Annotated in this window: 14 protein-coding genes; 5 read left to right on the forward strand and 9 right to left on the reverse strand. The window is 34.3% G+C overall.

Annotated features, from left to right (window positions below; genetic code table 11):
- Window positions 1-28: 28 nt before the first annotated feature.
- The 3 genes from def (at window position 29) to mazG (ending at window position 2,005) form a co-directional block, all read left to right on the forward strand.
- The gene (gene def / locus ACEN92_RS00965) at window positions 29-619 is read left to right on the forward strand and encodes a peptide deformylase (protein ID WP_495640503.1); all 591 of its coding nucleotides are present in this window, start codon (window positions 29-31) and stop codon (window positions 617-619) included.
- A 39-nt stretch (window positions 620-658) separates the two neighbouring features.
- A complete protein-coding gene (locus ACEN92_RS00970; RefSeq protein ID WP_495640504.1) occupies window positions 659-1,138 on the forward strand; it encodes a DUF5606 family protein in 480 nt (159 codons plus the stop codon).
- Between the two features lie 96 nt (window positions 1,139-1,234).
- The gene (gene mazG, locus ACEN92_RS00975) at window positions 1,235-2,005 is read left to right on the forward strand and encodes a nucleoside triphosphate pyrophosphohydrolase (RefSeq protein WP_495640505.1); all 771 of its coding nucleotides are present in this window, start codon (window positions 1,235-1,237) and stop codon (window positions 2,003-2,005) included.
- Window positions 2,006-2,096: 91 nt separating this feature from the next.
- Here the strand turns inward: mazG and ACEN92_RS00980 are convergent, their stop codons facing one another.
- From ACEN92_RS00980 to prfB, 8 genes are all read right to left on the reverse strand, one after another.
- Complete coding sequence (locus tag ACEN92_RS00980; protein ID WP_495640506.1) at window positions 2,097-2,567, reverse strand: hypothetical protein; 471 nt, start codon at window positions 2,565-2,567, stop codon at window positions 2,097-2,099.
- A gap of 106 nt (window positions 2,568-2,673) precedes the next feature.
- On the reverse strand, window positions 2,674-3,021 hold the full coding sequence (locus tag ACEN92_RS00985; protein ID WP_495640507.1) for a hypothetical protein: 348 nt from the start codon (window positions 3,019-3,021) through the stop codon (window positions 2,674-2,676).
- A 99-nt stretch (window positions 3,022-3,120) separates the two neighbouring features.
- The gene (locus tag ACEN92_RS00990; protein WP_495640508.1) at window positions 3,121-3,543 is read right to left on the reverse strand and encodes a DoxX family protein; all 423 of its coding nucleotides are present in this window, start codon (window positions 3,541-3,543) and stop codon (window positions 3,121-3,123) included.
- A 123-nt stretch (window positions 3,544-3,666) separates the two neighbouring features.
- Window positions 3,667-5,295 (reverse strand): acyl-CoA carboxylase subunit beta, encoded by a 1,629-nt coding sequence (locus ACEN92_RS00995; RefSeq protein WP_495640509.1) that lies wholly within the window; start codon window positions 5,293-5,295, stop codon window positions 3,667-3,669.
- A 167-nt stretch (window positions 5,296-5,462) separates the two neighbouring features.
- Window positions 5,463-6,461: a UDP-3-O-(3-hydroxymyristoyl)glucosamine N-acyltransferase gene (gene lpxD / locus ACEN92_RS01000; protein WP_495640510.1), complete on the reverse strand. Its 999-nt coding sequence runs from the start codon at window positions 6,459-6,461 to the stop codon at window positions 5,463-5,465.
- Between the two features lie 117 nt (window positions 6,462-6,578).
- Window positions 6,579-7,118 (reverse strand): DUF1697 domain-containing protein, encoded by a 540-nt coding sequence (locus ACEN92_RS01005; RefSeq protein ID WP_495640511.1) that lies wholly within the window; start codon window positions 7,116-7,118, stop codon window positions 6,579-6,581.
- 77 nt (window positions 7,119-7,195) lie between these two features.
- Window positions 7,196-7,642, reverse strand: coding sequence for a peptide-methionine (R)-S-oxide reductase MsrB (gene msrB, locus ACEN92_RS01010; RefSeq protein ID WP_495640512.1), 447 nt, complete (start codon window positions 7,640-7,642; stop codon window positions 7,196-7,198).
- Window positions 7,643-7,717: 75 nt separating this feature from the next.
- Window positions 7,718-8,816 (reverse strand): peptide chain release factor 2 gene (prfB, locus tag ACEN92_RS01015; protein WP_495640513.1). Its coding sequence is split into 2 segments (ribosomal slippage): window positions 7,718-8,752 and window positions 8,754-8,816, totalling 1,098 coding nucleotides; the frame shifts between segments, so codons are not numbered across the junction.
- Window positions 8,817-8,964: 148 nt separating this feature from the next.
- Between prfB and ACEN92_RS01020 the strand changes: the two genes are divergently transcribed.
- The gene (locus ACEN92_RS01020) at window positions 8,965-9,984 is read left to right on the forward strand and encodes a threonine aldolase family protein (RefSeq protein ID WP_495640514.1); all 1,020 of its coding nucleotides are present in this window, start codon (window positions 8,965-8,967) and stop codon (window positions 9,982-9,984) included.
- 77 nt (window positions 9,985-10,061) lie between these two features.
- On the opposite strand, the gene ACEN92_RS01025 is transcribed toward ACEN92_RS01020, so the two are convergent.
- Window positions 10,062-10,382 (reverse strand): YbaB/EbfC family nucleoid-associated protein, encoded by a 321-nt coding sequence (locus ACEN92_RS01025; RefSeq protein ID WP_007806829.1) that lies wholly within the window; start codon window positions 10,380-10,382, stop codon window positions 10,062-10,064.
- A 144-nt stretch (window positions 10,383-10,526) separates the two neighbouring features.
- Here ACEN92_RS01025 and ACEN92_RS01030 point away from each other — a divergent pair, with 144 nt between their 5' ends.
- Window positions 10,527-12,587 carry a S9 family peptidase gene (locus ACEN92_RS01030; RefSeq protein WP_495640515.1) on the forward strand — a complete coding sequence of 687 codons (2,061 nt, stop codon included), beginning with the start codon at window positions 10,527-10,529 and terminating at the stop codon, window positions 12,585-12,587.
- Window positions 12,588-12,598 lie beyond the last annotated feature (11 nt).

A 12,598-nucleotide genomic window follows, 5' to 3' on the forward strand; every position in this document is an offset into this window, starting at 1 on the left:
TAGATAAATATATAATAAAAAAACATAAATGATTTTACCAATTGTAGGATATGGTGATCCGGTTTTAAGAAAAGTGGGTGAGGCAATTACGCCAGATTATCCAAACTTAAAAGAGACAATAGCAAATATGTACGAAACAATGTATAATGCTTACGGAGTAGGACTTGCCGCTCCGCAAGTAGGTATTGCTATTCGTTTATTTGTTATTGATACTACTCCTTTTAGTGATGATGAAGATTTACATGAAGAGCAGCAAAGCCGCTTAAAAGGTTTCAAAAAAACTTTTATTAATGCCAAAATTGTAGAAGAAGAAGGAGAAGAATGGAGCTTTAACGAAGGTTGTCTGAGTATTCCTGATGTTCGTGAAGATGTGTACAGAAAACCAACTGTAACAATTGAATACTGTGAAGAAGATTTCGTTATGAAAAGGGAAGTTTTTGACGGTTTGATTGCAAGAGTTATTCAACATGAATATGATCATATAGAAGGAGTTTTATTTACAGATAAAATATCCTCTTTAAAAAAGCGTTTAATTCAGGGTAAATTAAAAAATATCACTGAGGGAAAAACATTTCAGGAATACAGAATGAGATTTGCATCTGCTAAAAAAGGAAGATAATATATAATAAACCAAATTCTTAATACTAATTTAATAAACATGAATTTAGAGAAAATTTTAGCCATTTCTGGGAAACCGGGTTTATATGTATTGAAAGTGCAAACACGTACAGGTTTTGTGGCAGAATCATTGTTAGATGGAAAAAAAATCACAGTAAACTTAAAAAGTAACGTGAGTTTATTGTCAGAAATTTCAATTTACACATACGAAGGCGAAAAACCTTTGACAGAAGTAATGCAGCGTATGGCTGTTAAAGAAAATAAAGGTCAGGCGATTTCGCACAAAGAAGATAATGCAAAGTTAATTGCTTACTTCAAAGAAATTTTACCGGAGTATGATGAAGAAAGAGTATATCCTTCTGATATTAAAAAAATATTAAATTGGTATAACATGCTTCAGGCAAAAGGTTTGGTTACTGACGAAGCGCCTGCTGCAACTTCAACATCTGAAGAAATTGCTGTTGAAGAACCAGTAAAAAAAGCGCCTGCTAAAAAAGCAAAAGCTAAAAAAGAAGAATAGTAGTTAGCTACATTCAAAATATACCAATCCTGTTGAGATGTTTCTTGACAGGATTTTTTACTTTTACATTATTCAGTTACAACAAAAAACTTCAAAATGAATAAAGAACTTCAACTTAAAGCTTTCGAACGATTATTAATTATTATGGATGAGCTTCGCGAGCAATGTCCATGGGATAAAAAGCAAACTTTGCAAACTCTTAGACATCTTACCATTGAGGAAACTTATGAATTGGGTGATGCTATTTTGGATAATGATTTGAATGAAGTGAAAAAGGAGCTTGGAGATTTATTATTGCATATTGTTTTTTATGCTAAAATAGGAAGTGAAACCAATGATTTTGATATAGCGGATGTGTGCAATGAAATTTGTGAAAAATTAATTCATCGCCATCCTCATATTTATAGCGACATTGTGGTGAAAGATGAAGAAGAAGTGAAACAGAACTGGGAAAAACTAAAACTTAAAGAAGGAAAAAAATCAGTTTTAGAAGGTGTTCCGAGAAGTTTACCGGCTTTGGTAAAAGCCAGCCGAATCCAGGACAAGGTAAAAGGTGTAGGTTTTGATTGGGAAGAACCACATCAGGTCTGGGATAAAGTTCAGGAAGAATTAGAAGAACTGCAAGTTGAAGTGAAATCCGGTGATCAGGATAAAATTGAAGCAGAGTTTGGTGATGTTTTATTCTCGATGATAAATTATGCAAGATTTTTAAATGTAAACCCCGAAGATGCTTTAGAACGCACCAATAAAAAATTCATTAAGCGTTTTCAATACTTAGAAAGTAAAGCAGGCGAATTAGGAAAGCCATTAATGGATATGACTTTGGCAGAAATGGACATCTTCTGGAATGAAGCTAAGAAATTATGATTGTTATTTTATAATTCAGATTTAATTATAAAATAAGTAATAAAAAAAGAGACTCAAAATGAGCCTCTTCTTCTGAATTAAATAACCCACACTAAATAGAATCCTGAATGATTTTAAGCCATTTTTTTGCAAACATATGGTCTTGATAAGCGCTTATCTGTTTGATGCGGTCATCATTATAATCATAGAATGAAGCCGTAATTTTTTTAGAAGTTTCCTTTTCCTGAAATTCAAAATCAATTTTTAAGATTGTATCTGAATTAGGGTCAGAAGTTGGAACCAATTTACAGGATGAAACAGTTTTTAAATCTACATAGATTGCTTCTTGCTGATTTGGATTGAAATTCATTAAAATAAATCTTCTGTTTTTTTGATCTATAGTGAGTATTTTATTGTTTTGAGACTCGGTCAGATCAAATTGCTGTGGATTGGCAGGATTAAATTTCTTTTTTATGTTTAAAATTTTTGATTTGTCAGCAACGCTCGATCGTGCTGAAAAATATATTGGTATGGCTATTATGATCGCAATCACAATACCAATGATGGTTACACTTGTTTCCATTTTTTTATTTTTTATTTGATAAATACATGAATTAATAAACTGTTTTTTAGAAAAACGGTTTAATTAGGAAGAAAAAGATTTCTCGTGATTAGAATTTATCGATAAACTACCAGAAAAAATGGAAAGGATAGAGCATTAATAAGATTTTCCTGCTCTGTGTTGAAAATTGATTTGAAAAATTCGATACCGTTTTAGCAACTCTATGCTGTGGAGTTATAAGCAATAAAGAATTAAACCATTTGATAACCGCCGGATGGGTCGTTTTGATATTTGCTGTAAATTGATAACTGCCCTGAGGCTGAATAAAAGCAGAAGAATCTATAATGTCCCTCGAGAAATTGGTATCCGTTGGTTGACTTTCGATTATTTGAACAACAGATTCATTTGCTTGAGAAGCAAAGAAAGCTATGATCAAAAATGATACGGAAATAATGGTTTTACGAATCCAATTCATGGTTGCGAATTTAACTCATAAAACAGAATTAAGAAAATTTAAAGTGCTAATTACTTCTTAAAGTTACCCTCAACTTATATAGTTGAGGATAATATTTTGTTATTGCTGCATTTTGAAATAATAATCAGCTGAATGTTTTCCGCCTCCATAAAACAAGAAGAAAATACAAACTAATAGAACTACTATTGCTAAAACCAAGCTTTCGGAATGCATATTACCCATGAAGTTTATAAGAACCGCTCCAAATAATATTGGCAATTGTGCTGCAATCGCCCAACGTGTAAGAAGTCCAAAGAAAATCATAATCCCTCCGATCATGTGGGCTGGCGCAATATAATGTAAGAGAAACATTCCGCCTCCAAACTGATCAATTGGAGAAATTAAATCATGTAGATATTGAACGTTGGTTACAAAAGAAATCCCCTTCATAAATAAAAAAACACCCAATACAATACGTACTAAATCGACTGGTAAATAAGTGTGCGAATTAGCCCATTTATTCAAACTTTTTACATTTTCCATGATACTACGTGATTAAAAAATTAAGTATACTAAAGTTACTGAATTTTTATGATATATTTATTTTTAAGTAGCTGAAAATAAGTTTTTTACTTGTTTTTTAACGTATTTTATTAATTGTAAAACCTAAACCTGAATAACGCCCAAATTAAAAGGTTTTTGAATAGGGGCATGATTGGCAGCCTCAATTCCCATTGAAATCCATGTACGGGTATCTAAAGGATCAATAATGGCATCTGTCCAAAGTCGCGAGGCAGCATAATATGGTGAAGTTTGTTCGTCGTAACGGGCTTTTATTTTAGTGAATAATTCAGTTTCTTTCGCTTCATCTACAATCTCTCCTCTGGCTTTAAGTGAAGAAGCTTCAATCTGTGCCAATACTTTTGCGGCCTGTGTTCCGCCCATAACAGCAAGTTCTGCACTTGGCCACGCAAAAATTAATCTCGGATCATAGGCTTTTCCACACATGGCATAATTTCCGGCTCCATAAGAATTACCTACAATTACAGTAAACTTTGGTACGACAGAATTACTCACGGCATTTACCATTTTGGCGCCATCTTTTATAATTCCGCCATGTTCTGATTTAGAGCCAACCATGAAACCCGTAACATCCTGTATAAAAATTAATGGAATTTTCTTTTGATTACAATTGGCAATAAAACGAGTCGCTTTGTCAGCGCTGTCAGAGTAAATAACACCGCCAAACTGCATTTCGCCTTTTTTGGTTTTTACTACCTTTCTTTGGTTTGCTACAATTCCAACTGCCCAGCCATCAATTCTGGCGTAGCCTGTAATTATGGTTTGTCCGTAACCATCTTTGTAAGCTTCAAACTCCGAATTATCAACCATACGGTTAATGATTTCCATCATGTCATATTGTTCGTTTCTGGCTTTTGGCAGAATTCCGTAAATATCCTTAGGTTCCAGAGCAGGTTTTTCGGCTTTGATTCTGTTGTAACCGGCTTTGTCATAATCGCCAATTTTATCGACTATGTTTTTTATTTTGTCCAAAGCATCTTTATCATCTTTTGCTTTATAATCCGTTACGCCTGAGATTTCACAATGTGTAGTGGCGCCACCTAAAGTTTCATTATCGATAGTTTCTCCAATAGCAGCTTTTACCAAATAACTTCCTGCAAGGAAAATACTTCCGGTTTTGTCTACAATAAGAGCTTCATCACTCATAATTGGAAGATAAGCTCCTCCGGCAACACAACTGCCCATTACAGCAGCTATTTGAGTGATTCCCATACTGCTCATTTGCGCATTATTTCTAAAGATTCGGCCAAAATGTTCCTTATCCGGAAAAATCTCATCCTGAAGTGGCAAATAAACACCTGCACTATCTACCAAATAAATAATTGGCAGCCTGTTTTCCATGGCAATTTCCTGTGCACGTAAATTTTTCTTTCCTGTAATTGGAAACCATGCACCTGCTTTTACCGTAGCGTCATTGGCTACAACAATGCATTGTTTTCCTTTGATGTATCCTATTTTGATTACGACACCGCCGGATGGACAGCCACCATGTTCAGCATACATTCCTTCTCCAACAAAACCTCCAATTTCTATACTTTTAGAATTTTCATCCAACAAATAGTCAATGCGTTCCCGTGCTGTCATTTTGCCTTCGGCATGAAGTTTTGCAATACGTTTTTCGCCTCCGCCTAATTTAACTTTTGCAAATTTTTGCTTTAGTTCAGAAAGTAATAGTTTATTGTGATCTTCGTTTTTATTGAAGTTTAAATCCATAAGATATTGATGTTTTTACAAAATAATGTGTGCTAATTTACAAAATCAATTGAAATAAATGAGACAAACTAAATGGTTTAAAATTGAAATTTATGCTTTATTAACATTTAAAGGGCAAAAAAAAACAGAAGCGAACTTCTGTTTAGTATATATCTTAATTTTGGAATTTATTTTTTAGAATCGCAGACCAATCTTTTTAGTATTGCCCATTGCTTCAACGCATCGCGAGCTTCAACTGCCGGATAGCCCAACATTGTTTTTCCTGCAGGAATATCACCTGTAACACCAGAACCGGCACCAACAATTGCGCCGTCACCAATAGTTGTATGATCTTTAATAGAAGCGCTTCCGCCGATTATAACTCCGTTTCCTAAAGTTACAGAACCAGCCAAACCACTATTTCCGGCCATAATACAAAATTTACCCAATTTACTGTTATGTCCAATCTGAACTAAATTATCGATTTTGCATCCATCGCCTAAAATCGTAGAACTGAATTTTCCGCGGTCAACGCATGAATTTGCACCAATTTCGACTCCGTTTCCTATAATTACATTTCCTATTTGCGGAATTTTCACCAAACCTTTTTCACTGCAAGGACGGAATCCGAAGCCATCAGCACCAATTGTGGCGTTTGGATGAATAATACAATCGTTGCCAATATGACAACGTTCGCGAACTACAGTTCCTGACCAGACAATCGTATTTTTCCCAATAGTACATTCGTCTAAAATAGTAACATTTGGATATATTGTAACATTGATTCCAATTTCTACTTTTGGACCGATATAGCAACCTGCTCCAATTCGGGCACCTTCATTAATAATTGCAGTTTCATCAATTGTTGCAGTTTTATGAATGTTTGTATGGAATATTGGAGTAGGCGGAGCAAAAAGCGTCAGAATTTGAGACATAGCCAAATCGGCATTTTTTACTTTAATAAAAGCACGGTTTTCTCCGGGTTCAATAGAAATATCTTCATTGACTACAGCAATTGATGCTTTTGATCCTTCCCAAAATTTCTCATATTTTTTGTTGCCAATAAAAGAAATCTCTGAAGCGGTTGCTTTTTCTAATTGTTCTGTGGCAGTGATTTTTTGGGAAGTAGTCCCGTATATCACGCCATTTAGAACTTCATTAATTTCTTGAATTGAGTAGGATTTCATGGAATAAATTTAATTGAGTTATTGGGGGAATTTTTGCCAAATAAACTCAATTAGATTTTAATTACCTAATATTATTGTCATGTTTTTTATATAGTATATTAAATAACGACTGAAATATTACAAATTTAACATTAATTCTATCAATTTATTGACGGTCTTCCAATTTCTGGTGGTTGCCCGAACTTTTAGTTTACGTTCGATAATAGCATTTGTCAGTTTGGAATTTCCACCCGGATTGTCATATATAATGTAAATTGTTTTACCAATGATAAAGAATCTATCTTCTTTAAAGTCAGTTGTTTCAAAGTCGTTAATACTTGTGATTTCGGGTATGTCAGATAAAAAAGTTACATATGGCTGAGTAGGATCTTCTAGTTTCTGAAAAGGATTTTGTTGGGCACTTTTTTGCAATTCTTCAAGAGTCAGAATAAGTACGGGAACCTGGAATCCAAAATGCTCTTCGATGGCATTTGTAATTAAATTTTCTAATTCTGAAGTATTAGTAAGTAAACTTTTAAAAATAATATTTCCACTCTGAATATAAGTATTGCACTTTTGAATGGGAAGTTCTGTAAGAATGGTTCTTAAAACTTCCATTTTAATGAGTTTTTGACCACTTACATTTATACCACGCAGAAAAGCAATATAGGTTTGCATGTTTGAAAATTGAATTAAAATAAAAAGCGATTCACTTTGATTAATTAAAGGAATCGCTTTTCAAAAATAACTAAAAATTATTCTTTTATTTTTGATAAAGATACGGCATTGATACAATAACGTAAACCGCTTGGTTGTGGACCATCGGGAAAAACATGCCCCAAATGCGCATCGCAGGTATTACAAACAACTTCAACACGAATCATTCCGTATGATTTATCGGCGCTATATGCAATAGCATTTTCTTTAATTGGTTGTGTAAAAGAAGGCCAGCCTGTTCCTGATTCAAATTTTTCACTTGCATCAAAAAGCAAAGTGCCACAACATTTACACTCGTAGATTCCAGGATCAAATAAACTGCAAAGTTCAGAGCTGAAAGATCTTTCAGTACCTTTTAAACGTGTTACCTGATATTCTTCAGGAGTTAAAAGCTGTTTCCATTCTTCTTCTGTTTTCTCAACCCTTTTTTCGGGAGTTGGATTTCCTTTGTTTGTAAAATGAATTACATCTGCCCACTTTATCATAACTTTTTTTTTAGTTTATCAGTCTCGGTATTCAGTCACAGTTAACTGAAAAACTGCGACTGAATACCTTAGAAACTATTCTTCTCCTCTTTGTCCCATCATCATTAAAAACGCTTTTAGGAAAGCATCGATGTTTCCGTTCATTACGCCGTCAACATCACTGGTTTCATAACCCGTGCGAACGTCTTTTACTAATTTATACGGTTGCATTACATAATTACGTATTTGCGAACCCCATTCGATTTTCATTTTTCCAGCTTCAATATCGGCGCGTTGGGCTTGTTGTTTTTTCAGTTCAATTTCATACAATTGAGAACGTAACATTTGCATGGCGCGTTGTCTATTATCCTGCTGTGATCTGGTTTCAGAACATTGAATCTGAATTCCTGTCGGTTTATGTACCAATTGTACCTTAGTCTCAACCTTATTCACATTTTGCCCTCCGGCTCCACTGGATCTGGAAGTTGTAATCTCAATATCTGCAGGATTAATATCAATTTCTATACTGTCATCAACCAGCGGATATACATAAACTGAAGCAAATGATGTATGTCGTTTGGCATTACTGTCAAAAGGTGAGATTCGTACTAAACGATGTACGCCGTTTTCTCCTTTTAAATATCCAAAAGAGTAATCTCCTTCAAATTCTAAAGTTACAGTTTTGATACCTGCAACCTCACCAGCCTGAAAGTTCAGCTCTTTGATTTTAAAACCATAGCTTTCTCCCCACATCATATACATACGCATCAGCATTCCTGCCCAGTCGCAACTTTCTGTTCCGCCGGCTCCGGCAGTAATCTGTACCACGGCACTTAGGCTGTCACCTTCGTCTGAAAGCATGTTTTTGAACTCAATGTTCTCAATATGCGCCTGCGTTACAGTATAATGCTCGTCTAATTCTTCTGCAGAAAGTTCCCCTTCTTTATAAAAGTCATAAGCAAGCTGCAATTCATCCGTAAGATCGATAGCTTTGTTGTAATCTTCAATCCATTTTTTTTTGTTTCGAAGATTTTTTACAATGATTTCAGCTTCTTTTGCATTGTTCCAGAAGTTGGGAGCGAAAGTTTTTTCTTCTTCGTTTGCAATCTCAATTAGTTTGGCATCAACGTCAAAGATACCTCCTCAACGCACCAAGGCGCTCCACAATACCTTTTACTTGTTCGGTAGTTGTCATAAATTAATAGTAGTTTTATATGTTTCTTATAAATATTACGTTATTTTGTTCTAAAGCAATTCACAGCGAAAAATTATAAAACTTTCGGGGAATAACTGTTAGTAATACGTAATTTTGTTGTGCAAAAATAAGATATAGTTTTTAGAATATGGAAATAAATTTAATTAGCGACACTATTACCAAACCTTCACACGAAATGTTGCAGTATATGTTTAACGCTCATGTGGGTGATGATGTATACAGACAGGATCCAACGGTTATTGAATTGGAGACCAGAGTAGCTGAATTTTTTGGTATGGAAGCGGGACTTTTTTTTCCTTCTGGGACTATGGCTAATCAAACAGCGATTAAATTACATACGCAGCCGGGAGAACAATTAATTGCTGATAAATATGCACATGTTTATCATTATGAAGGAGGAGGAGTTTCTTTTAACAGCGGTGTTTCATGCTGTTTATTAGATGGACACAGAGGAATGATAACTGCCAGTCAGGTGGCCGCTGCAATCAATGATCCTGAATTTTATCATAGCCCGTTAACCAGTTTGGTTTGTGTTGAGAATACCACTAATAAAGGAGGCGGAGCCTGTTATGAATTAGAAGATTTAAAAGAAATAAAAAAAGTTTGTGATGCCAACAATCTGAAATTTCATTTGGATGGTGCCCGAATTTGGAATGCATTAGTAGCGAAAAGACAAAACCCTAAAGAATTTGGAGTTATTTTCGATACTATTTCGGTTTGTCTGTCAAAAGGATTAGGTGCACCGATTGGTTCTGTTTTGTTAGGATCTAAAGCTGATATTCACAGAGCGTTGAGAATCAGGAAAATACTTGGAGGAGGAATGCGTCAGGTTGGTTATTTGGCTGCAGCCGGTTTATATGCTTTGGCCCATAATATTGAAAGACTGGCAGAGGATCACCGAAGAGCAAAAGAAATCGCAGCAGTTTTGAGTACCAAGGTCTGGGTGTCTTCAATAGAACCTGTAGAAACCAATATTTTGATTTTTTCTTTAGCTGAAGGGTATAGTGATCAGCTTTTAATAGAAAAATTAAAACAAAAAAATATCTCAATAAGCTCCATGGGACAGAATAAACTTCGCATTGTAACTCATTTAGATTATAGGGAAGTTATGCATACGTATGTGTTGGAGACACTTTCGAAGTTTTAGACAAAAGTTAAAAGTTATTGGTTGAAGGTTAAGTGATACAAAACTTTTGAACTAATAACTTCTAACTCATAACTTTTTTACTTAAAAAGATTATCCATTCCAGGAATCATTGGCATATCCATTTTTGCAACGGCGTCAAGTTCTCTTTCGTTGACGCTTGTAGCTTTTTCAATAGCTTTATTAAGTGTTACAATTAAGTAATCTTCCAATTGTTCTTTATCTTCTAAAAGAGAATCATCAATAGAAATTGATTTTATTTTTCTATTAGCTGTCAGCGTCACTTTTAATAATCCATCAGCACTTTGTTCATCAATTAATACAGTATCTAAGCGCTTTTTTGTATCTTCAATTTTTTGTTGGGTTTCTTTAAGTTTACCCATCATTCCCATTAAATCCATTTTGTTGATTTTTAAATTATTTCATACAAAATTAGTATATTGCTGTATTATATCAATACAATATTTTAAGAAAATATTAATCCTGTTCTATTGCGATTATAGTACTTTTGCTGCTTCGTATTAAAAAAACTAATGCTTAAATCCATGCCAAACAATATAAAGGCCCCACAAGCCAAAGTAATTCCAAAGAACCTAAAAAAGCATAAAGAAACCCGAATAGATAATTATTTTTGGTTGAATAACCGTGAGAACCCTGAAGTTATTGATTATTTAAATCAGGAAAATGCTTATTACGAGAGCATGACCAAAAATACAAAAGATCTTCAGAATGTTTTGTATGAAGAAATGAAAAGCAGGATTAAAGAAGATGATTCATCAGTTCCTTATTTTTATAACGGCTATTACTACATCACTCGTTTTGAAACAGGGCAGGATTATCCGATTTTTTCCAGAAAAAAAGAAAGCCTTTCAGCAAATGAAGAAATTTTATTCAATTGCAACGAAATGGCAAAAGGACATGCTTACTTTAAATTAGGAGGTTTAAGTATAAGCCCGGATAATAAATTTGTAAGTTTTGGTGTTGATATTGTTGGAAGAAGAATTTATACCATTCAGATCAAAAACCTGGAAACAGGTGAAATTTTATCCGATAAAATCGAAAATGCTACAGGCGGATCAGTTTGGGCAAATGATAATCAGACTATTTTCTATACCAAACAAGACGAAGTTACCTTAAGAGCAGATAAAGTTTTCAGACATAAATTAAATACTGATTCGAAAAATGACGTTTTGGTTTTTAATGAAACCGATGATACTTTTAATGTTTCGATAAGTAAAGAAAAATCAAGAAAATATATTGTAATAGGATCAGGAAGTACGCTAACGACTGAATACAGAATTCTGAACTCAGACAACCCTGAGGGAGAATTTGAAGTTTTTCAGCATCGTGTACGTGGTTTGGAATATAGTATTTCGCATTACGAAGATTCATTTTATATTTTAACAAATAAAGATAAGGCGACCAACTTTAAGTTGATGAAAACGCCTGAAAACAAAACTGCAAAAAAATATTGGGTAGATCTTATTCCGCATCGGGAAGATGTTTTATTGGAGGATATCGAAATTTTCAAGAATTATTTGGTCGTTGAAGAACGCTCAAACGGATTGAATCACATTCGTATCATGCCCTGGAATGGCGAACCTGATTATTATTTGCCTTTCGGAAGCGAAACTTACAATGCTTACACAACAACCAATATTGATTTTGATACTGACATTTTGCGGTACAGTTACCAGTCGCTGGGAACGCCATCTTCTGTGATTGATTTTAATATGAAAACTAAAACCAAGGAAATTTTAAAAGAACAACAGGTTTTAGGAGGTAAATTTGATAAGGATAACTATATTGAAGAACGTGTCTGGGCAACGGCAAGAGATGGAGTAAAAGTACCTGTCTCTATGGTTTATCGTAAGGGATTAGAGAAAAATGGTAAAAATCCGTTACTGCTGTATGCTTATGGTTCGTATGGAATCACAATGGATGCTTATTTCTCGTCAACCAGACTTTCATTATTAGATCGTGGATTTGTTTATGCAATTGCCCATATCAGAGGAGGTGAGGACCTGGGAAGAGAATGGTATGAAGACGGAAAACTGTTAAAAAAGAAAAATACCTTTACAGATTTCATTGATTGCTCTAAATTTGTTATTAACGAGAAATATACTTCTCCTGAACATTTGTATGCAGAGGGAGGGTCAGCCGGAGGGTTATTGATGGGAGTTATAGCAAATGAATCACCGGAATTGTACAATGGAATCATTGCGCAGGTACCATTTGTGGATGTGGTTACAACGATGTTGGATGATAGTATTCCATTAACGACAGGAGAGTATGACGAATGGGGCAACCCGAATAATAAAAAATATTATGATTATATGTTGTCATATTCGCCTTATGATAATGTAAAAGAACAAAAATATCCCAATATGTATATTTCTACAGGATTGCATGATTCGCAGGTACAATACTGGGAGCCAGCCAAATGGGTAGCTAAATTGAGAAATTTAAAAACTGATAATAATCTTTTGTTCCTGGATACCAATATGGATGCCGGACATGGTGGAGCTTCAGGACGTTTTGAGGCTTTAAAAGACTTAGCAAAGGAATTTAGTTTTTTATTAGATTTAGAGAAAATTAAAAGCTAATTAGAAATTTT

This window comes from Flavobacterium sp. Flavsp81 (genome assembly GCF_059491325.1).